Origin of the sequence: Pseudomonas sp. WMBT8 (assembly GCF_050916005.1) — a bacterium.
GTDB lineage: Bacteria > Pseudomonadota > Gammaproteobacteria > Pseudomonadales > Pseudomonadaceae > Aquipseudomonas.
In genome coordinates, this window is record NZ_CP188096.1 from 3,139,091 (window position 1) to 3,161,110 (window position 22,020).

General features: G+C 61.8%; 13 protein-coding genes. 6 read left to right on the forward strand and 7 right to left on the reverse strand.

From position 1 onward, the window contains the following. Window positions 1–39 precede the first annotated feature (39 nt). Entirely contained in the window at window positions 40–801 is a 762-nt protein-coding gene (locus ACO77H_RS14605) for a PIG-L family deacetylase (RefSeq protein WP_169951973.1), read from the forward strand. A 37-nt stretch (window positions 802–838) separates the two neighbouring features. On the opposite strand, the gene ACO77H_RS14610 is transcribed toward ACO77H_RS14605, so the two are convergent. The 5 genes from ACO77H_RS14610 to ACO77H_RS14630 all read right to left on the reverse strand — a co-directional run bounded on the left by ACO77H_RS14610 (window position 839) and on the right by ACO77H_RS14630 (window position 13,713). After that, a complete protein-coding gene (locus tag ACO77H_RS14610; RefSeq protein WP_432754152.1) occupies window positions 839–5,005 on the reverse strand; it encodes a hypothetical protein in 4,167 nt (1,388 codons plus the stop codon). 128 nt (window positions 5,006–5,133) lie between these two features. Next, window positions 5,134–7,362 carry a 1,4-alpha-glucan branching protein GlgB gene (glgB, locus tag ACO77H_RS14615; RefSeq protein ID WP_432754153.1) on the reverse strand — a complete coding sequence of 743 codons (2,229 nt, stop codon included), beginning with the start codon at window positions 7,360–7,362 and terminating at the stop codon, window positions 5,134–5,136. A 43-nt stretch (window positions 7,363–7,405) separates the two neighbouring features. Beyond that, window positions 7,406–10,720, reverse strand: a complete 3,315-nt coding sequence (treS, locus tag ACO77H_RS14620) for a maltose alpha-D-glucosyltransferase (RefSeq protein WP_432754154.1) — start codon at window positions 10,718–10,720, stop codon at window positions 7,406–7,408. Between the two features lie 155 nt (window positions 10,721–10,875). After that, window positions 10,876–12,849 (reverse strand): alpha-1,4-glucan--maltose-1-phosphate maltosyltransferase, encoded by a 1,974-nt coding sequence (locus ACO77H_RS14625; RefSeq protein ID WP_432754155.1) that lies wholly within the window; start codon window positions 12,847–12,849, stop codon window positions 10,876–10,878. Between the two features lie 369 nt (window positions 12,850–13,218). Further along, the gene (locus ACO77H_RS14630) at window positions 13,219–13,713 is read right to left on the reverse strand and encodes an MgtC/SapB family protein (protein ID WP_432754156.1); all 495 of its coding nucleotides are present in this window, start codon (window positions 13,711–13,713) and stop codon (window positions 13,219–13,221) included. Between the two features lie 121 nt (window positions 13,714–13,834). On the opposite strand from ACO77H_RS14630, the gene ACO77H_RS14635 reads away from it, so the two are divergent. The 5 genes from ACO77H_RS14635 to ACO77H_RS14655 all read left to right on the forward strand — a co-directional run bounded on the left by ACO77H_RS14635 (window position 13,835) and on the right by ACO77H_RS14655 (window position 19,056). Next, window positions 13,835–14,074 carry a DUF3203 family protein gene (locus tag ACO77H_RS14635; protein ID WP_169951784.1) on the forward strand — a complete coding sequence of 80 codons (240 nt, stop codon included), beginning with the start codon at window positions 13,835–13,837 and terminating at the stop codon, window positions 14,072–14,074. A 195-nt stretch (window positions 14,075–14,269) separates the two neighbouring features. After that, window positions 14,270–15,685 (forward strand): cytochrome c oxidase accessory protein CcoG, encoded by a 1,416-nt coding sequence (ccoG, locus tag ACO77H_RS14640; protein ID WP_432754157.1) that lies wholly within the window; start codon window positions 14,270–14,272, stop codon window positions 15,683–15,685. Window positions 15,686–15,818: 133 nt separating this feature from the next. Beyond that, window positions 15,819–17,228: a GntR family transcriptional regulator MpaR gene (gene mapR / locus ACO77H_RS14645; protein WP_169951788.1), complete on the forward strand. Its 1,410-nt coding sequence runs from the start codon at window positions 15,819–15,821 to the stop codon at window positions 17,226–17,228. 95 nt (window positions 17,229–17,323) lie between these two features. After that, the gene (locus ACO77H_RS14650) at window positions 17,324–17,785 is read left to right on the forward strand and encodes a hypothetical protein (RefSeq protein WP_432754158.1); all 462 of its coding nucleotides are present in this window, start codon (window positions 17,324–17,326) and stop codon (window positions 17,783–17,785) included. Window positions 17,786–17,910: 125 nt separating this feature from the next. Then, window positions 17,911–19,056, forward strand: coding sequence for a GGDEF domain-containing protein (locus ACO77H_RS14655; protein WP_170057303.1), 1,146 nt, complete (start codon window positions 17,911–17,913; stop codon window positions 19,054–19,056). Window positions 19,057–19,097: 41 nt separating this feature from the next. Here the strand turns inward: ACO77H_RS14655 and ACO77H_RS14660 are convergent, their stop codons facing one another. Next, on the reverse strand, window positions 19,098–19,844 hold the full coding sequence (locus tag ACO77H_RS14660) for an SDR family oxidoreductase (RefSeq protein ID WP_170041369.1): 747 nt from the start codon (window positions 19,842–19,844) through the stop codon (window positions 19,098–19,100). Between the two features lie 87 nt (window positions 19,845–19,931). Then, the gene (locus ACO77H_RS14665) at window positions 19,932–22,013 is read right to left on the reverse strand and encodes a putative bifunctional diguanylate cyclase/phosphodiesterase (RefSeq protein WP_432754159.1); all 2,082 of its coding nucleotides are present in this window, start codon (window positions 22,011–22,013) and stop codon (window positions 19,932–19,934) included. Window positions 22,014–22,020: the final 7 nt, after the last annotated feature.

The window sequence follows — 22,020 nt, forward strand, 5'->3', positions numbered from 1 at the left end:
GGGCACGACCTGCATTACCAGGACAAGGACGTAACATTGATCAATCCCGCCACTTTGAACGACGTTCGCCGCACGCCGGCGCAAATCTGGAACAGCGCACCGCAATTGGCGCAAATCCCCACCATCAGCCCTTCCCTACTGGTGCCTCCTGGCTCGCGAGTGGTGGTGGTGGCGCCGCATCCGGGTGACGAAGTGCTGGCCTGTGGCGGTTTGCTGCAACTGCTCAGCGCCCTCGACTATCCCTTGAAACTGATCTCGATCACCGACGGCAGCGCCAGCCATCCGGGCTCCAACCAGTGGTCGGCGCAGCGCTTGAGCGTGTTCCGGCCCCAGGAGAGTGTCGAGGCCCTACGCCGCCTCGGCTTGCCCATGCATAGCCTGAAGTGGATTCGCGGGGGCTTTTGCGACAACGCCCTGGCGGGCCGCGAACAGCTCTTGAGCCAATTTATCGCCCGCTACCTGCAACCCGGTGACGTCGTATTCACCACCTGGCGCAATGATGGCAATGACGACCACGATGCCGTCGGCCGTGCCACCGCCATCGCCTGCGCGCTGACCGGCGCGCGCCTGCTGGAGCTGCCGATCTGGGCCTGGCACTGGCCCGCCCGCGAAGCCGGGCGCATGCCCTGGCAGTGCGCGCGCAAGATACGCCTCGACACCTGGAGCGTGGCGCGCAAACGCCACGCGGCCCATGCCTACGCCAGCCAGTTGCTCGGCGACCCTTTGATCGGCCTGGCGCCGATGCTGCCCCCGGTGCTGCTGGAGCGCATGCGCGTACCCTACGAGATTGTGTTTCTGTAATGCTTTGGAGCACCACGCCACACGGCGTTACGCAGTCCTATTGAAACACCTGCGCCTCGCCATCGACGGTGGCGCGGATCCAGCGTGGCTCCATGGGGTCGCTCCACACCGAGCGCGGCGGCGTGCCCCCGTCGCTGATCAGGATGCGCCGGCCCGACTGGCTCCACTCCTGCATCCGCGCCTTGAATTGGGCCGGATAGTCCGCGGCCTTGCACGAAATGCCGGCCCACGGGTCGACCACCCACGCCTCGTCCCATTCCGGCCCCGTGAAGCCTTTGCTGCGCGGCTGGCCGGGCGGCCCGCCGACCACGGCGAATGTATGCCCCTTGACCTGGGCGATCCGCGCATTGCCGCCACTGGCGTTGATCGTATCCACCGCCACCTTGGCCATCTGGTCGCAATTGCCGGCACCGGTCTTGAGGACCATTTGCGAATAGTTGGGCGCCCCAGTGCGGGTGTAGAGCCAGCCCACCATCTCCGTGGCTGTCTGGCTGCGAACGACCTCCGCGGGAAGGCCGGGAACCTGTTGATTGGCCGACCTTATGCCCGTGGCCTGGAACTGCTCTTCAACCGCTTTGCTGCCGCCCTGTGCATATAAATGGTTCTGCTGTTCGGTCGGCAACAGGGCGAAGTCCGCCGGTTTGTTGATCGGCGAGAGCCGCACCGGTTTTGCCGCAACCACCACATGCCCAGGGTTGCTCCCGGCGGCATACACCCCCATCAAGACTTCACGCTGCTTTTCGGGGGGAAGTGCGCGCAGGACCTTGACCAAGTGGTCGATTTCCGCAGGCGACATGGGCTCATCCGCGACAATTTTCTTGATCAGGGTCTCAAGGCTGGGCAGTACCACTAGCGGGTTATCCGGCAGTCCCTGCGCCACAAAGCTGTAGACATCCTTGTAGTGGTCGTACCGGCGGATGAACTCCAGGTCCAGTGGGCCACTGCGGGTCAGACGATGAAAGTCCAGCTTGCCGGTGCCGTCCAGCGGCGCGAAGAAATACACCCCGGTATCGCCCTCGACCATCACGTATTGCTGGCCAGCATGGTCGATCTTGAGCCCTCTGACGACGCGCTGATCGTTGCTCAAATCGCTGATGGCATCCATTTTGATCACCAGCGTTTCCTGATTGAGCGCCCGGGGCACGCCGAAGTCGTCGTAACCAAAGTCCGGCTCATTGACCACGGTGCCAGAGGTACGGTTTTTGTAGGTGACAGGCTGGGTGCTGGCCATCGGCAGCAGTTCCTGGTTGCCTGCTTCGTTGACGCGGTAGCGACGGTGTTCGTGAATCACCGTGCGTGGCCCTTTCACTGGGCCCGCGCCAGGAATCAGGCGGCGATGCTCCAGGGCCTGGGCGTCCTGAAATATCGGAGTGCCGCCAGGTTCGATTTGCTTGGTGTAGCACAGGTCACCCAGATCGCGCTTGAAACGCCGGCCCCCGACACCACAGGTCAATACGAAGCCTTCAAATGGCTCGGTATCGCTGGGGCCGCCCAGTTTGATCAGGCTCTCGGGGTTTTTCGGGCGATAACGATAGACGTCATCACCGACCACCACATCACTGTGCGTGCGCCGATGCAGGACGCGGGCCTGGTCACTGGTGATGCCTTCGGCCACCCGTACAGTCTGGCCTGGCGCCAGGGGCCTGGCGGTCAGGGGGATTTGCTGGGTGATGTCGTAACGGCCTCTGCCAGGCAGTTCAAGGGCGGCCGATTGTCTGAATTTCGCAATGCCGGCCTGGACCTCCTTGAGTTGGAGGCTCCCGTGCTTCATCAGACGGTTCCCGACGCTGTTCAGCGCGGGCATCACCGGGTCCATGGGGTTGAGATTGCGCGCCACGGAAACCGCGAACTTCTTCACCAGGGGCGCAAATTTTGGCAGCAGTGCGCGCACGCCGATCTTGCCGGCCTGGGACAGCAGGCGCACCGAGCCTGCTGCCAGCTTGCCCGCCGGGCTGGCGAAGGTCAGTAGCCCATCGACCACCAGCTCCATGATGCCCTGCTTGGTGTTGCCGTTGACCAGGTTCTCAATACCACTCCAGAACGGAATAACCATTTGGCCGACGCCTTTGACCCGCTCCCAGAATGCTTCATCGTTTTTATGCGCTGCGCTTTCCCGGGCGGGGTCCGATGCGGCCCATTGCTTGAGCGTGTCCTCATCGACATAAAACAGATCCGTGGTAATGGCCTTGGCAATGGCGACCGAACGCTCGGAGTCAAAGGTGCGCGGCACCAAACTTTTGGATGGGTTTCCCGTCGCGGCGAAGTGCGCAAGCTGTTGCGGCACCACGATCGAAAAACTCTTGGGTCTAGGCCCCTTGCCTGCCGTGTAGGCGGCCCACTGCTTCTTGAACTCGGCCCGGCTGTCGGGGCGGGTATTGCGCACCACCAACTCTTCGCTAGGCACGCCGTCTGCGGCGTGCTCAACAGAGATGAAGTCCTTGCCATAGCTTTTGTCCGCAGGATTGTAGGCCTCCAGGATCGGCTGCAAGTCGTCGCGGCGCCGGGCGATGCCCTTGAGCGGATTGATTTCGTAGTAGTTTGTCTGGCCGTCATGCACGGCCTTGAGAATAAACGCCGGGCGTGTCACGGCGGCCCGTTTCTCTTCATCCGTCTCATGGCCGGGGCCGGGCTTTGTGCGCAGGGCAAACACGGTGACGTCACCCTGCTCAAGCGCTGTGCGATCCTTTATGGGCAACTGGGTCAGTTGGCTGCGGATAAGTTGTGAATAGGCAACCTTGGTGTCGGCCAGGTATTGGTCAAACTTGCCCTGGAACTGATCTTCGTCATACACAGGGTATTGATAGCGGATGTCCGAGGGGGTGATTTTCTCACCGCTCATGTGCCGGTACAGGGCAAAAATCGGGCTGATCATGCTCAGCAGTTCGGTACGCGAGGTGCCCTTCTCCATGCGCTCGAAATAATCCTTGCGCATCGGCACATCGGCTGCCATTTGCTGGGTTGCCGCGACCACCCGATCAAGATGGGCATCAAACGCCGTGACCGCCTTGTTGATGTCCTCCTGCAAATAGCTGTCTTTGTGCGCGATTACCCCCTGCACCACCGCCCAATCCAGGGTCGCCGGGATACGGGTCGATGTGATAAGCGCCCACTGGGCGTCGGTGGTGGCTTGTTCGCTGAACTTGCCGGGCAGGTCAACCAGCTCCTGGAAGCCCATGCTGCGCGACGAACCGGGCCGGATCGCCTCCGCCAAACTGACGCCGTGCTGGAAATTCACCCACACTGCCGATCCTTGATACGCAAGGTCGGCGGGCACATCACGTACGGAAAAATCGGCCGGGAACCGGGCGCGCAGAACGTAGGCCGCCAGATGCGCCTGGTCGGCGGACAACTGCCTGGAGTCGACCAGGTGCTGGCGAAATTGCGTCTTGATCGCCGGATAGCTTTGGTTCGCCAGGTCACGTGAAGCCAGATCAAAACCGGCAATATGCCCAGGTTTGCGCCCGTGCAATGGGTCCAGGCTCAAGGTCAGGGCCTTCACCAGCAACTTGACCTTTACCTGGGGAGCAATCACCCCATCGAGGGGAAACGGCGCACCGCCCAGGTGCCTCAACAACTGTTCAAGCAGCGCCTTGGCCTGGGGGGATTTGAGTATTAGCTCGAGCACGGCGGCCGGCGTGCCCTGGGCTTTGGCCAGGGCCTGTGGCGAGAGGCCCTCGGTCAACAGGCTGAGCAGGGGCTTTTTAGACGTGGCCTCCTGCTCGGCGACCCATGCCGCGATAGCGGGCTCAGTGCTCGGTTGCAGTAAACCGTCCACATCAGTGGCCCCATCATCCAGGCCCAGGGCAATTTCGCTGCGGGCATCTTGCGTGGCATCAAGCGCCGCCTGCACTTGCGCAGGCGTCTTCGGATCGGCCGGCACAACCCCATAGAACCTGAGCATGTTGTCCAGCCGATTGGTGCCTGGCTGGGTGGAGCCGTTGGGCGGGATCAACGGTGAATCTTTGTTGAGGAACAGGCTTTTATTCAGACCGTCGCCGGGGCCGTCCGATGTTTTGAGTTGGTGTAGCACCCGAGATATTTCGTCCAGATCCGCCAGTTTTCCGCGCAGTTGCGCCTGGTAAGAATCGGCTGTTTGCGTGGTCGGCTGCACTAGCGCCAGGCCGGAACTGGCCTGGGCGTTGGCCGGCTGCACGTGAGAAAGAGCGACAGCGGGAGGTGGGGCATTCAGGTGGACAGACGTCATGGCCTTTCGCCTCTGGCAAGGATACACAGACACCCTTGTGTGGAGCGCCTGTAAGAAGATGCTCCAGAGGATTGGTAACAACGTTCGTCAGATCATCCCCAGGAGCCGGCTGGCCGGCCCCTTGGGTTTCATTCCTGGCCCAGGATCAGCACCCCCAGTGGCGGTAGATTCAACGCCAGTGACACCGGCTGCCCATGGCGCGGCTCGTCCTGGGTAAAGACTTCACCGCCATTGCCGTAGTTGGAGCCGGAATAGGTGTCGGCATCACTGTTGATCAGCTCTTTCCAAGTGCCAGCAAAAGGCACGCCCACCGTGTACGCCTCGCGGGGCACCGGGGTGAAGTTGGCCACCACCAGCACCGCCTTGCCGTCCTTGCTCCAGCGCAGCCAGGCATAGACGCTGTTGATCGCGTCGTCGCCAATCAGCCACTGGAAGCCCTGGGGCGCGGCGTCCTGCTCGTGCAGCGCCGGCTCTTCGCGGTACAGACGGTTGAGATCGCCCACCAGTTTTTGCACGCCGCGGTGCTCCGGGTATTGCAGCAGGTACCAGTCCAGTTGCTGGTCGTGGTTCCACTCGCGCCACTGGCCGAATTCACAGCCCATGAACAATAGCTTTTTGCCGGGGTGCATCCACATGAAGCTCAGGTAGGCCCGCAGGTTGGCGAATTTCTGCCAGCGGTCGCCGGGCATTTTGTCGATCAACGAGTGTTTGCCGTGCACCACTTCATCGTGGGAAATGGGCAGCACAAAACGTTCGGACCAGGCGTACACCAGGCCGAAACTCAGCTCATTGTGGTGATGGGCGCGGTACACCGGGTCTTGCTGAATGTAATGCAGCGAATCGTGCATCCAGCCCATGTTCCATTTGTAGTTGAAGCCCAGGCCGCCCTGCTGGGTCGGCTGGCTGACGCCCGGCCAGGCCGTGGACTCCTCGGCGATCACCAGGGCGCCGGGGGCTTCCAGGGCCACTACGTCATTCAAATGCCGCAGGAAGTCGATGGCTTCGAGGTTCTCGCGCCCACCGTGGCGGTTGGGCACCCACTCGCCGGCCTTGCGTGAATAGTCGCGATACAGCATCGACGCCACCGCATCCACCCGCAGCCCATCGATATGGAAATGCTTGAACCAGTGCAGCGCCGAGGCCAGCATAAAACCGTGGACTTCGGTGCGCCCCAGGTTGTAGATCAGCGTGTCCCAATCCTGGTGGAAACCTTCCAGCGGGTTGCCGTACTCGTACAGCGCAGTGCCGTCGAACTGGGCCAGGCCGTGGGTATCGGTGGGAAAATGCGCCGGCACCCAGTCGAGAATGATGCCGATGCCTGCCTGGTGGCAGGCGTTGACGAAGGCGCCAAACTCATCCGGTGAGCCGAAGCGCGCGCTGGGCGCAAATTGCGACAGCGGCTGGTAGCCCCAGGAACCACCGAAGGGATGCTCCATGATCGGCATCAGTTCGATATGGGTAAACCCCAGTTGCTGCACATAGGGGATCAGCCGCTCGCCCAGCTCGCGCCAGCCGTATTGGCGTGACACTTCGCCCAATTCGTCGAGCTCGCACTGCCAGGAACCCACGTGCAGTTCATAGATCGACAACGGCGCACTGGGCGCCTGGCGTTCGCCACGGGTTTGCATCCAGGCTTCATCTGCCCAGTCCACTTGCAACGGCGCGGCGACTTTCGACGCTGTGTCGGGCGGCAACTGCGTGGCCAGGGCCATGGGGTCGGCCTTGAGCGGCAGGATGCCGCTGGCGCCGAGGATTTCGTATTTGTAGGCGGCGCCCGGATGCAGGCGCGGGATAAAGATCTCCCAGACTCCGGCGGGATGCCGCAGGCGCATCGGGTGGCGGCGCCCGTCCCAGATATTGAAGTCGCCGACCACCGAAACCCTGCGGGCATTGGGTGCCCACACGGCAAAACGCACGCCCTGGATACCCTCGACACTCATCACCTGGGCGCCCAGGCAACTGCTCAGGTCGCGGTGATTGCCCTCGGCAAACAGGTACAGGTCCATCTCGCCAAGCAACTGGCCGAAGCTGTAGGGGTCTTCGGTGATCTGCTCGCCGCCGGCCCATTGGATCTTCAGCAGGTAGCCCTGGCGCGTGGAGAAATGCCCGATAAACAAGCCAGGGACTGGGGTCGCGTCGAGGCTGCCGAGCACATCGCCGCTGTCGCGGGCCAGCACCAGGACGCTCAAGGCTTCCGGCAGGAATGCACGGATAACCTGGCCGCCCTGCTCATCGTCATGGGGGCCGAGGATCGCAAAAGGATCCGGATGTTCGGCACGCACCAGGGCTTCGATATCCTTGGGCGCAGGCATGACAGCGAACTTCGATTGCAGCGGTTCTTTATGTGTAAAGCTCATGGTTTCTCCCACCTTGACGTTCGCGCGCTTGGACTGAACGTCATTAATAACCTTGCAATAACCCGTGCAATCCGCGTAAGGGCACCGCCAACCAGGTCGGGCGGTTCTCTGCCTCGTAGGCCACTTCATACGCAGCCTTCTCCAGGCTGAACAGTGCCAGTGCCGCATCCGCCCCTTTGGCATCCTGCCAGCCATGCGCCAGTGTAGACGTAGCCTGTTGATACGCCTGGATAAATGCCTGGCGAGCTTCACTCAGGTAACGATCGGCGACACGCTGGCGTGCCGCATCGGCGTCGGCCGAGTGATCCAGCCCCTGCCCTTGCACATTCAGGGCCATGGCGCCGGCATAGTCGAACGAGCGCAGTACGCCGCTGACGTCCTTGTACGGGCTGTGCTTGCCCCGGCGCTCGTGCAGCGGCCGTGCAGGTTCGCCTTCGAAGTCGATCAGGTAGGCATCGCCCTTGACTACCAGCACCTGGCCCAGATGCAAATCACCATGGACCCGGATGCGCAAGCCGCCCACCGTGGCTTTCGCCAGGTCCTGCACATGGTTGGCAATCGCCTTTTTTTGCCCCAGCAGTTGAGTGACCAACGCCTGGTCGGCGGGGTTCAATTGGGTTTGATGCTGTTTGAGCAACTGCAAGGCGCGTTCAATCTGCGCCCCCACCTGTTTGGCCCAGCCCTGGCTGTCCTTGACCGAGGTGACTTCAGGCTTGAAGTCCGGGTTGGCCGTTGGCGCGGCCAGCACTTGGTGCATTTCCCCCAGCCGCTGGCCGAGCAACCCGGCGAAATCTGCCAGTTCACCCAGGGCGTTGTAGTGCTGCTCCTGCTCGGAGATCGCTTCGGCCAGCTCGTCGCGGATCGCCCGCTCGAGGTTGTTCTGGGTCCAGGCCCAGGCGTCGCCCTGGTTACTGAGATAGCCCTGGGCAATCATCAACAGATTGTCCTCACCTGCGGCATCGCGCCGGATCACCGAGCCCAGCAATGGCGAGATATGCCTGTAGCCGGCGGCGGTCAGGTAGGCGCCCATTTCCAGTTCCGGGTGAACCCCGGCGCTGACTTTGCGGATCAACTTGAGCACCAGGCTTTCGCCGACCACCACCGAACTGTTGGACTGCTCGGCCGCCAGGTAACGCACTTGCAACTCATCGCCTACCGGCAAGTCGGCCAAGTGCGGGGTGGGTTCGAAACGAATCTCGCCGTCGCTACTGCTGAGCACCGTTTGGGCGTGCAGGCCGTCGATGACGGCACGGATATAGCTGTCGAGGCTGAAGGCATCGGTGATCAGGCCCACCTGGCGCACCCGGCGCACCCGGGCCAGGGCCAGTTGTTGCGGCAAGGCACTGGTGAACTGGTCTTCGCCGAGCAAGCCGAATGGCAGTTGGTAACGGCTGGTCTGCCCGCCGCTGGTCACTTCAATCTCGCTGAGCAATACCGGATGCTGGGCATCGCCAAAGCGCACGCCATAGGCGATATGCACACGGTCGATGGCCGAGTCTTTATTGGCAAACCAGCGCCGGTTGGGCAGCCAGCTGGGCAACGAGGTCTGCTCCAGGGTGGTGCGGCACGGCGTTTCGAGCAACTCTTCGAGGCGTTTTTTCAGGACCAGGGTTGTGAAGTCCGGCAGGCTCTGGGCCGGTTCCACATGCCAGCTGGGCATCTGGTTTTCGGTAGCCAGCACGAACCAGTAGAAGCCATAAGGAGGCAGGGTCAGGAGAAAATTCAGCTGGCCAATGGGCGGGAAGGCGTTGCCCCCGAGCATTTCCACCGGAACCATGCCGGCAAAGGCTGACAGGTCCAGCTCCGCCGCCTGGGCCGTGCGCGACACGTTGGCCACGCACAGGATGATTTCGTGCTTGCCATCGACGCCGGTGTATTCGCGGGTGTAGGCCAGGATCCGGCGGTTGCTCGGTGAGAGCATTTTCAGGCTGCCGCGCCCGAAGGCCTTGGACTGCTTGCGGATCGCCAGCATGCGGCGGGTCCAGTTCAGCAGCGAATGGGGGTCCTGGGCCTGGGTTTCGACGTTGACCGACTGGTAGCCGTAGAGCGGGTCCATGATCGGTGGCAGCACCAAGCTGGCCGGGTCGGCACGGGAAAACCCGCCGTTGCGGTCGATGGACCATTGCATCGGCGTACGCACGCCGTCGCGGTCGCCGAGGTAGATGTTGTCGCCCATGCCGATTTCATCACCGTAATACAGGGTCGGTGTGCCGGGCATCGACAGCAGCAGGCTGTTGAGCAGCTCGATGCGGCGCCGGTCGCGTTCCATCAGTGGCGCCAGGCGCCGGCGAATCCCCAGGTTGATGCGCGCGCGGCGGTCGGCGGCGTAGTAGTTCCACAGGTAGTCGCGCTCCTTGTCGGTGACCATTTCCAGGGTCAGCTCATCATGGTTGCGCAGGAAAATCGCCCATTGGCAGTTGGCGGGAATTTCCGGGGTCTGGCGCAGGATATCGGTGATCGGGAAGCGATCTTCCTGGGCCAGCGCCATGTACATGCGCGGCATCAGCGGGAAGTGGAAGGCCATGTGGCATTCATCGCCGTCGTCGCCCTTCTGGTCGCCAAAGTACAGCTGGGTATCTTCCGGCCATTGGTTGGCTTCGGCCAGCAGCATGCGGTCGGGGTAATTGGCGTCGATCTCGGCACGGATCTGCTTGAGCACATCGTGGGTTTCGGGGAGGTTTTCGTTGTTGGTGCCGTCGCGCTCGATCAGGTAAGGAATCGCGTCCAGGCGCAGGCCGTCGATGCCCATGTCCAGCCAGTAGCGCATCACCGACAGCACGGCCTTCATGACTTGCGGGTTGTCGAAGTTGAGGTCCGGCTGGTGGGAATAGAAGCGGTGCCAGAAGTACTGGCCGGCGACCGGGTCCCAGGTCCAGTTGGACTTTTCGGTGTCGAGGAAAATGATGCGGGTGCCGTCGTATTTCTGCTCGTCGTCAGACCACACGTAGAAATCCCGCGCGCTGGAGCCGGGCTTGGCCTTGCGCGCACGCTGGAACCACGGGTGCTGGTCGGAGGTGTGGTTGATCACCAGTTCCGTGATCACCCGCAGGCCGCGCTTGTGCGCCTCGGCGATAAAGCGCTTGGCGTCGGCCATGGTCCCGTAGTCGCTGTGCACGCCACGGTATTCGGCGATGTCATAGCCATCGTCACGGCGTGGCGAGGGGTAAAACGGCAGCAGCCAGATGGTGTTCACGCCCAGGTCGGCGATGTAGTCGAGTTTGGTGATCAACCCGGGGAAGTCACCGATGCCGTCGTTGTTGGAGTCGAAATAGGATTTGACGTGAACCTGGTAAATCACCGCATCTTTGTACCAGAGCGGGTCTTTGATAAAGGTGGCAGCCTTGGGTTTCTTCGCCATTGGAAACTCCTGGAAAATTCAAAAAAATTGACAGACAGGACGTGGTCAATGTGGGAGCGGGCTTGCCCGCGATAGCGCTGGATCAGTTGATGGATACGTGACTGACACACTGCTATCGCGGGCAAGCCCGCTCCCACAGTTGATCTGCATCCGACTCAAGACTGGGTGACGCGCCAGATGCCAAACGGCATATGGGGCTCGATGCGCATCCATTGGGTCTTGCCGTACCAGGTCCAGCGATGGCCATTCATCAGGTCTTCGCCCTGCACCTGGGCGTCGTCCGGCAGGCCCATCTCCCACAGCGGCAACTCAAAATGCGCCTCCTGGGGGTTGAACGGGTCGAGGCTGACGGCGATCAGGATGAAGTTGCTGCCATCCTCGCTGCGCTTGCCGAAGTACAGGATGTTGTCGTTGAAGGCGTTGTAGAGCGTCAGGCCCAGGTGTGTCTGCAGCGCCGGGTTTTGCCGGCGGATGCGGTTGAGCTGGGCGATCTCGGCGATGATGTTGCCGGGGGCGCTGAAGTCCCGGGGGCGGATCTCGTACTTTTCCGAGTCCAGGTATTCCTCCTTGCCCGGCACTGGCGCGCTTTCACACAGTTCAAAGCCCGAGTACATCCCCCACAGGCCCGAGCCCATGGTGGCCAGTGCAGCGCGGATCAAAAAGCCCGGGCGCCCGGATTCATGCAGAAAGCCTGGGTTGATGTCCGGTGTATTGACGAAAAAGTTCGGCCGGTAGCACTCACGCCAGGGCGACTGGTTGAGTTGGGTGAAGTACTCGCTGAGTTCGGCCTTGGTGTTGCGCCAGGTGAAGTAGGTGTAGCTCTGGGAGTAACCGACCTTGCCCAGGCGCGCCATCATCGCCGGGGTGGTAAAGGCCTCGGCAAGGAAGATCACCTCGGGGTGCTGGGCCCGTACGTCGCTGATCAGCCATTGCCAAAACGGCAGCGGCTTGGTGTGGGGGTTGTCGACGCGGAAGGTCTTGACCCCCTCCTCGACCCAGCCCAGCACGATATCGCGCAACTCCAACCACAGGCTGGGGATCGCATCGGCGGCATAGAAGTCAACGTTGACGATGTCCTGGTATTTTTTCGGCGGGTTTTCCGCGTATTTGATCGTGCCGTCCGGGCGCCAGTTGAACCAACCTGGGTGTTGCTTGAGCCACGGGTGGTCCTGGGAGCACTGGATGGCAAAGTCCAGGGCGATCTCCAGGCCATGCTCGGCGGCGGCGGCTACCAGGCGGCGGAAATCTTCGCGGGTGCCCAGTTGCGAATGGATCGCGTCGTGGCCGCCCTCCTCGCTGCCAATCGCATAGGGACTGCCGGGATCCTCGGGGCCGGCGCTCAGGGAGTTGTTCTTGCCCTTGCGGTGGCTGCGGCCGATGGGGTGGATCGGCGGGAAGTACAGCACGTCAAAGCCCATGTCGTGGATCATCGCCAGGCGCGAATGCACGTCATTGAACGTGCCGTGGCGCGTCGGGTCATCGGTGATCGAGCGCGGGAACAGCTCGTACCAACTGGCAAACAGCGCCTGGGGGCGCTCCACATCCAGTGGATACACCGGGCTGATACTCAAGTAGGGGCGCAAATCGGCCTGGGCCATCAGCTGTGCACTGTGTTCGTGCAAAAACAGCGCGACCTGCTCGGTTTCCAACAGCCCGGACAGTTGGTGATGCAGTTGCTGCAAGTGCTCCTGCAGCTCACCTTCACTGCGTTCAGCGGCTTTCAAGACCTGCTGGCGGCCTTCCTGCAGCTCCAGGCTGACGGGAACCCCGGCGGTGTGTTTTTTACCCAGTTCGTAGCAGAAACTGGCGAAATGATCGATCCAGGCCTCGATGCAATAGTGGTGCGGGCCCTGCTGGCTTACACCAAAGGTGCCTTCCCAGGTGTTGTTGCCCTTGTCTGCCATGACCGCGCTGTGCCAGTTGTCTTCGCTCAACGACCGCCAGCGAATCAACACGGCCAACTGGTCATGCCCGTCAGCGAATACCTTGCTGGTAACGTGGATGGCTTGCCCTTGCACGGCCTTGACCGCGAATGCACCGGCATCAATCACCGGCATGGTGTCTTCAATGGCGATCCTGGGCAGCAACAGTGCCTGGGACAGCGGTAATACGGGTATTTCAGCCGTCATCGAGCATCTCCCCTTACGCCCCATGGACGCTCTTGTGCTTGATTGTCTGTGCAGCAGGCGGGCTCTTCCCGGGCGGGCCGTATAAGGTCCGAGCCCGGTGGCCGACGGAAAGTTCAGATGGATGTGCCGCCACCGGGCGGGAATCAATCGGCCATGGCGGTTGTCCACCGATTGAGCAAAGCACAAACGAGGCCACCGCGATGAATATCCCGATTCCTGCCCAAACCCCTGACCCGAACATTGATAAGCCTACCTTGCCGCCGACCGAGCCAGAGCCGATTCCTCAACAAGAGCCGCCGCAAAGCGTGCCTCCGGCAAAGGAAGAACCGCCGACAACGATACCGCCGGTTATCGTGTAGGCGCCCGCAACTAGGGCTTGTCCAGCAGCTTCACAATCCTTGGCATCACGCTGAACACCGCTAGCGTCAGCACGGTGCTCAGTACCGCGGTGGACTCCTTGCCCAGCCCCGCCGCCACCCCGATGGCGGCGGTCATCCACAAGCCGGCTGCGGTGGTCAGGCCCTTGACGTGCTGGCCGGCCTCTTCCTCCTTGCCCTTGAGGATCGTCCCTGCGCCCAGGAAGCCGATGCCGGCGATCACACCCTGTACCACCCGGCTCATGGCGTCGGCCTGGGAACCGCCCATCTGCGGCACCAGCACAAACAAGGCCGCACCCATCGCCACCAACATATGGGTGCGCACGCCGGCGGCCTTGCCTTTTTGTTCGCGCTCAAACCCCAGGATGCCCCCCAGAATCGCGGCAATCAGCAGGCGCACGGTGATTTGCGTGAGTTGCCGCGCATCGCCGATATCGGCGAATTCGCTTTGCAGGGTTTGCCAGACTTCTTGCCACCAGGCGTCCATGGTCCTGTCCTTTTCGTAGGGGGGATAAAGGATGGACAGCAACGACCGCCAGTCAGTTGCGCCGAACCATTGGCCCGTGTGCGTCACCTAACGAACAGCACCGATCAACCAGGAGAAGACCATGCCCGTACGTATCGAAAACCAGACCTGCTACTTCAAGATCGACGACAGCGGTGAAGAGCAACGCCTAAGCGTGCTGGAGGTGACGGTGATTACCGACAGCGAAAAATCGATGTCGGCAGTCGAAATCGACGGCCAGCGCATCTACATCACCGAGGCACAAGCCGACGCCCTGACCGTCGCCGGCGCCATTGACGGGCGCAAGCACCTCAAGGCCAGCGCGGGTGATTCGGTGATTTGATTGATCTGGATCAGCATGCCGCGTGCACTGTTGATCCAGGCACCGGCCCCACGGCTTGCGGGGTGCTGCACATTGTCGCAGCGCCGGCGCAAAAACCCATCTGATCCGCTTTTTATCGATTTACCTGAGTCTGTTATGCAAACAGATCGCGTCGCATAGTTCATCTGCCTGATGGAGGCTGATGAGCGAAAGACCATGAGCGATAGAATCCCCGTCCGATTAGTAGAACATTTCGAGCCTGCACATCCAAAGAAGATGAAGGCCAAATCCAGCGACAACCAGATCCATACCCGCAGTTTCACCGGCCTGTTCCGCACCTTGCGCATAAGCGGTGCAGGCTTTCTGTTCCTCGCGTTTTTCGGCACTGTGTGGTTGAACTGGGACTCACGCCAGGCCGTGCTGTGGGACTTGGCTGAAAGCAAGTTCCATATTTTTGGCGCGACCTTCTGGCCCCAGGACTTCATCCTGTTGTCGGCGCTGTTGATCATCTGTGCCTTTGGCCTGTTTGCGATCACCGTGTTTGCCGGCCGCGTCTGGTGTGGCTACACCTGCCCGCAAAGTTCGTTTACCTGGCTGTTCATGTGGTGCGAGAAGGTCACCGAAGGCGAGCGAAACCAAAGGATCAAGCTGCAGGCCGCGCCCTGGGGCGTGAACAAACTGGCGCGCCGGGCCGCCAAGCACACGCTGTGGCTGGCGATCAGTGTGCTGACCGGCCTGACCTTTGTCGGCTACTTCACGCCGATCAGGCCCTTGGCCCAAGAGCTGCTGACCTGGCAGATGGGCGGTGTCAGCCTGTTCTGGGTGCTGTTTTTTACCGGCGCCACTTACATCAATGCCGGCTGGCTGCGCGAGGCGGTGTGCATGCACATGTGCCCCTATGCGCGGTTTCAGAGCGTGATGTTCGACAAGGACACCCTGACCATTTCCTACGACGCTGCCCGTGGCGAAAGCCGTGGCCCGCGCAAGCGCGAGGTGAACCCGGCGGACGTTGGCCTGGGCGACTGCATCGACTGCCAGTTGTGCGTGCAGGTCTGCCCTACCGGCATCGATATCCGCGACGGCCTGCAAATGGAATGCATCGGCTGCGCGGCGTGTATCGATGCCTGTGATTCGATCATGGACAAGATGGGCTATGCGCGAGGCTTGGTGGGCTATACCTCCGAGCATCAGTTGCAAGGCGGCAAGACCCACCTGCTGCGGCCACGCTTGATCGGCTACAGTGCGGTGCTGCTGGTGATGATTGCGGCCCTGGTGATGGCATTGGTGCAGCGGCCGATGGTGTCGCTGGACGTGACCAAGGACCGCGGGATGTTCCGCGAGAACAGCCAGGGGCTGATCGAGAACATCTACAGCCTGAAGATCATCAACAAGACCCAACAGCGCCAGGACTACCGCCTGGAACTGGTGGATGGCGAGGGCTTTGAGCTGCAAGGCAAGACCGAAGTCAGCCTGGCGCCCGGGGAAATCACCGATGTGCCGGTTTCGGTGGCACTAACTAGTGACAAACCGACCAGCAGCTCGCAAACCATCCGCTTCAAGGTGACGGATAGGGATGAACCAAGTGTTTATAGTGTCGCCGACAGCCGTTTTGTGGCGCCGCTGAACCGCTGAGCCCGCAAGCCCCCCTGTGGGTGCGGGCTTGCCCGCGATTACGCTGTGTCAGTCAAACTATCGGCTACTGACACACCGCCATCGCGGGCAAGCCCGCTCCCACGTTTTGACCTGTGTAGAACCTAGGATCACGATGAAACGCTACGAGAAATTTGCCGACGACATCGCTGAACTGATCCGCTCCGGCGTCCTCGGACCGGGCCAGCGCGTGCCGTCGGTGCGCTATGCCAGCCAGACTTACGGCGTCAGCCCGTCCACGGTGTTCCAGGCCTATTACCTGCTGGAGCGCCGTGGCCTGATCCGGGCGCGGCCGCGTTCAGGGTATTTCGTCAATACCCATGCGCCCAGCCCGTTCTCGGAGCCGGCGGTCAGCGCCCATGTCCACGAATCCACCGAGGTGGACGTCAGTGAGCTGGTGTTTTCGGTGCTCGATTCGATCAAGGATCCGCAAACCGTGCCCTTTGGCTCGGCCTTCCCCAGCCCGACGCTGTTCCCCCTGCAACGCCTGGCCCGCTCCCTGGCCAGCGCCAGCCGCGAGATGGACCCGCGCATGGTGGTCACCGATATGTCGCCGGGCAACCCGCAACTGCGCCGGCAAATCGCCCTGCGCTACATGGTCGGTGGCCTGATGCTGCCCATGGAAGAACTGCTGATCACCAACGGCGCCCTCGAAGCGCTGAACCTGTGCCTGCAAGCAGTTACCGAACCGGGCGACCTGGTAGCCATCGAGGCCCCGGCGTTTTATGCCTGCCTGCAAGTGCTGGAACGCCTGAAGCTCAAGGCGGTGGAAATCCCCGTGCATCCGCGCGATGGCATTGACCTCAAGGTGCTGGCCCAGACCCTGGAACGCTACCCGATCAAGGCGTGCTGGTGCATGACCAGCTTCCAGAACCCCATGGGCGCCACCATGCCCGAGGCCAAGAAGCAGGAGTTGGTCGAGTTACTGCGCGGGCATCAGGTGCCGCTGATCGAAGACGATGTGTACGCCGAGTTGTACTACGGCCAACAGGCGCCCAAACCCGCCAAGGCCTTCGACACAGAAGGCCTGGTGATGCACTGCGGCTCCTTCGCCAAGAGCCTGGCCCCCGGCTACCGCGTCGGCTGGGTGGCCGCGGGCCGCTATGCGCAGAAGATCGAACGCTTGAAATTGATGACCTCGCTGTGTGCCTCGATGCCGGCCCAGGCGGCGATTGCCGACTACTTGCAACACGGCGGCTACGACCGGCACCTGCGCAAACTGCGCTATGCCCTGGAAGAACAGCAAAGCGCGATGCTCGCCGCCATCGGCCGTTACTTCCCGGCGCAGACCCGGGTCAGCCAACCCGCCGGCGGCTACTTCCTGTGGCTGGAATTGCCGGAGCAGACCGACTCGTTGAAGCTGTTCCAGATGGCCCTGGCCCAGGGCATCAGCATTGCGCCGGGGCCGATTTTTTCACCGACCCAGCGTTTTCGTAACTGCATCCGTCTGAACTACGGCAGCCCTTGGGACGAGTCGGCGGAAAAGGCCATGGAAACGCTAGGGCGGATTGTCCGTTCGTTTTGAAAGACACCTTGAAATAGATCAGCCAGTCGCTGCCGTAGGAAGGCACCCTCCGGCAGTTTAGGATCAGCCTCTTTTTCCTGAAGAACAGAGGCGCCATGAAAAATACCGTACTGCCATTTTTTTCTTTTCCATTGCCCATCCCGCCCCATTACATGCGTGTCGCAGAGCAGCGCGAAGTTCGCCAATTGACTGCGCCAATGGGACGCCCTGCCGGGGATCACCGCTCGGCAGAGAGGATTATTGAACAGAGTTCGGTGCTCAGGCGCTACCTCGAGGGGAACGACCGCTGGCAACTGGAGCTTGACCTCAAACGGCACTTGGGTGACTGGACGCACGCCAATCCCGACCCGGATGCACGCGCCAATGCAGCCTATGATCTGGACAAGGTGCTGCGCTTCATCGACAACTTGGACGAGTGCAAGCTCAACGGCAGCGAGGAGCGCAACGGCAAGATCGACGGCTTTTCCGAGTTGGGTGTGGTCATCCTGCCCAACTCAGAGGCTGACCGCCTGGACCAGTTTGCCCGCAAAGGCTACCCGGTGTTGCACTCCTTCTAAGGGTGGCCCGCTATTGAGGCGCTGGCCGGGACTTGCGCACTTCAAAGACAAACGCATAGTGGCAGCCGGCCAGCTCAGCTAGACTTGCGCACAGAGTCACTTCTAGAAACGCTGTGTGAGATTCCATGGTCGCTCATACCCCCACGCTTTTTGCCTGTGTCGCGTTAGTGGCGACGATCATGGCGTTTTGTCTGATTCTGGTCGGCCAGTTCAACCAGCGTGATGGCTTGCTCACCATTGGCGTCGGTTTGTTGGCCCATGCCTTGGCCTACATTGGCTACAGCTCCTACGGGCATGCCCCATTGTGGTTTACCTACGGTGCCGCCAATACATTGTTGGCGGTGGCGCTGGCTTTTTATGGGGCGAGTTTATTTCGCATCGTTGAGCTGCCAGTGCCTTGGTGGCGCGTATTCGCGCCCGCTGGATTGATGCTGGTGCTGATGGCAAGCCTGATCGAAACCCTGGAACCGCGCATGCTCGCTGCCACGCTGGTTTTGATGGTGCAGTGCGCGTTGATCATCCACTGGACGCGCCGCTACATCCCGGCCCATGGCCGTGCAAGGATGTTGCTGATCATTGGTTCGAGCATCAGCCTGATTGGCTTGGGCATGCGCGTGGTGGCTGTGCTCGGCGGAGGTGCTGCCCAGATGCGTTATGACGTCAGCAACCTCAAGCAAACCATCTCGGTCAGCATCGGCACGTTCACCGCAATGATGATTTCTCTGGGGTTGGTGCTACTGGCCAAAGAACGCAGCGAGTCACTGCTTCAGCATCTGGCCCAGCGCGATGTGCTGACGGGCATTCTCAATCGTCGCGCCATCCTTGAGCAGTTTTCCACCGAACTGGAACGTGCACGCCTGGGCAATGCCTACCTGGCGGTGGCGATGGTCGACATAGATCACTTCAAACAGATCAACGATGTATATGGGCATCTGGCCGGTGATGAGATGATTCGCCACTGTGTCTGCCATCTGACCCAGCGCCTTCGGCATTCCGACAGTATTGGTCGGTATGGCGGCGAGGAGTTTTTGCTATTGCTGCCAGGCACCAGCCCCGAAGGAGCCACAAGTGTCCTCGATCAACTGCGCGCCTCCCTGGCCGAGGCGCCGGCGCATTTTGGGGGGGCAAGCATTGAACTGCGCATCAGTATCGGGGTTTGTTGTGTAGTGCCAGAGCACGCTGATACCACCGCCAGCCTGCTTGCCAGGGCCGATGCCGCGCTGTACGAGGCCAAGGGCCTGGGACGCAATACGTTGCGGCTGGTGCATTGACGCCCCGCTTGCCAGAGGCGTCCTGCCAACAACGGCGTCGGTTAGCGGCCGCCGCCAAGGTCAACAAAGGTCCCGGTGGCATAGGACGCCTTGTCCGATAGCAGCCAGACAATCGCTTCCGCCACTTCATCCGGGCGCCCGCCACGGGCCATGGGAATTCCCGATTCAAGCTTGCTGACCCGATCCGGATCGCCGCTCAAGGCATGGAAGTCGGTGAAGATGTAGCCAGGGCGTACCGCATTGACCCGAATCCCCTCGCCCGCCACTTCCTTGGACAGGCCAATGGTGAAGCTGTCCAGCGCACCCTTGGACGCTGCGTAGTCGACATACTCGCCGGGGGCACCAATGCGCGAGGCTACCGACGAGACATTGACGATGCTACCGCCCTGCCCGCCATGCTTGGGCGACATGCGCAGCAGCGCATGCTTGGCACACAGGATCGGCCCCAGCACATTGGTCCTGAGGGTTTTCAGGATGCGGAACTCGGACATCTCCTCGACCCGCGACTTATGCCCCACCGTGCCGGCGTTGTTGACCAGCGCGGTGACACGACCCAACTCGGCGTCGACGCGATTGAACAGGCTGATCACTTCGTCTTCGATGCTCACGTCGGCGCGCACCGCAATGGCCTGGGCGCCCAAGGCGCGCACCTGCTCCAGCACGCCCAGCGCGGCTTGTTCATCGGATTGGAAGTTGATGCAGATGCGATAGCCCTGCCGGGCCGCCAACAAGGCCGTGGCGGCCCCGATCCCACGACTGCCGCCGGTAATGATGACGACTTTGTCCATGTGTGCTGACTCCCCATTCAACGTGAGCTGTTGGATCCAAGAATACCTGTGCCTGCCAGGTTTTGCATGGACCGGGGTCAATTGATCTCAGGGTCGGGTGAGCCGTTCCTTGGCCTCGATCGCGCTCATGAAGGTATCCGGCGGCAGCGGGTGGCCCAGGTGGTAGCCTTGCAACGAGTCGCAGCCCAGGCGCGTGAGGAAGGTCTGCTGCACATCGGTCTCCACTCCTTCGGCGACGATGCGCAGGCCGAGGGCCTGGCCCAGGGCGACAATGGCCGAGACGATGGCGGCATCGTCACTGTCATGCTCCAGGTCCCGCACAAAACCGCGGTCGATTTTCAGCTCGTTGGCCGGCAGGCGCTTGAGGTACATCAGGCTCGAGTAGCCGGTACCAAAGTCGTCGATGGACAGGTCCACGCCCATTTCCGAGAGCTGCTGCAACACCGTCATGCTGGCATCGGCATCGCTCATGGCCGTGGTTTCGGTGATTTCCAGGGTCAGGCTATTGGCCGGCAACTGGTGGCGTTGCAGGGCGTTCGCCACACTGGCGACCAGCCCCGCGTGGCAGAACTGTAGGGCGGACAGGTTGACCGCGATGCGCCAGTCACGATAACCCTGGGCAAACCACACCTGCATTTGCCGGCACGCTTCGTTGAGCACCCAGTCGCCGATGGCGATGATCACCCCGGTCTTTTCCGCAAGTTCGATGAACTTGTCCGGCAGCAACAGCCCATGTTGCGGGTGTTCCCAGCGCAACAGGGCCTCGGCCCCGATGGCGCGGCCGCTGAGCGCGTCGAACTTGGGTTGGTAAAACAGGCGCAGTTGCTGTTTTTCCACCGCATTGCGCAGATCCTGCAACAGTTGCAGTTGGCGGCGCGCGTTGGTGTTCATCGACATATCGAAAAAGCTGTAGCCGTTCTTGCCCATGCTCTTGGCGTGATACATCGCCGCATCGGCATTCATCAACAGTTCCTGGGGGGTTGCGCCGTTTCCAGGAAACAGGGCAATGCCGACGCTGGCGGAGATGTTCAAGTCATGCTCGGCCACCCGGAACGATTGGTTGATCAGCCCCACCTGGCGCTCGGCCAGGCGCAGCGCATCGTCGGGTTGGCTCAATTGCACCAGCAGCACGAACTCATCGCCGCCGATCCGCGCCAGGGTGTCCTGGCTGCGCAAGTCTTCCCGCAGGCGCAGGCCCACCTCGCGCAACAACTGGTCGCCCAGATGGTGGCCAAAGGCATCGTTGACTGGCTTGAAACCGTCCAGGTCGATAAACATCAGGGCAAAACAGCCGCCCTGCTCCGCCACCAGTTGCGTGGCCTGCTGAATGCGATCGGCCAGCAGCGTGCGGTTGGGCAGGCCGGTGAGTGTGTCGTGCAGGGCCAGGTGGGTGAGTTCCTGGTTGGCCAGGGTCAGGGAGTCGGCCAATATCGCGGTGCGCGCCTCCAGGCGGGCGTCAAGCAACGAGGTCAACAGGGCGATGGCCAGCACTGCCAGGGTGGTCACCAGCACCAGATTATCCAGGCCGCTACCGCTCAGGCCGTCCACCGCCGCCCCGCAAAAACTGCCATCGGCAAAACGTGCCGCCGCCATGCCGGTGTAATGCATGCCGACAATGGCCACGCCCATCACCACCGCCGCCCCGCCCCGTGCCAGGCGCACATAGGGGGTGTTGCGCCGCAGGTTGAAGGCAATCCACAAGGCGGCCGCCGAAGCGCCGACGGCGATCAGCAGCGAGGCGCCGAACAGGGTTGGGTCGTAGTCGATCCCCGGCATCATGCGCAAGGCAGCCATGCCGGTGTAGTGCATGGTGCTGATACCCGCGCCCATGATCAGGGCGCCAAAGCCCAGTTGCCAGGCCGGCAGGCGCGGTTGGTTGACCAGCCACAGGGCGAAGCCACTGGACAGGACGGCGATCAACAGCGACAGCGCCGTTATGCCGATGTCGTAGCCCAGGGTAATGGGCAGGCGAAATGCCAGCATTCCGATAAAGTGCATCGACCACACGCCAATCCCCATGGCCAGGGCGCCGCCGCTCATCCACAGGTACACGGTCCGACCTTTGGCCGTGGCGATACGGCCGCTCAGGTCCAGGGCAGTATAGGAAGCGAGGATCGCCACTAACAGGGAGATCAGGACCAGTGCGGGGGAATAACTGCCGGTAAGCATGGGACTT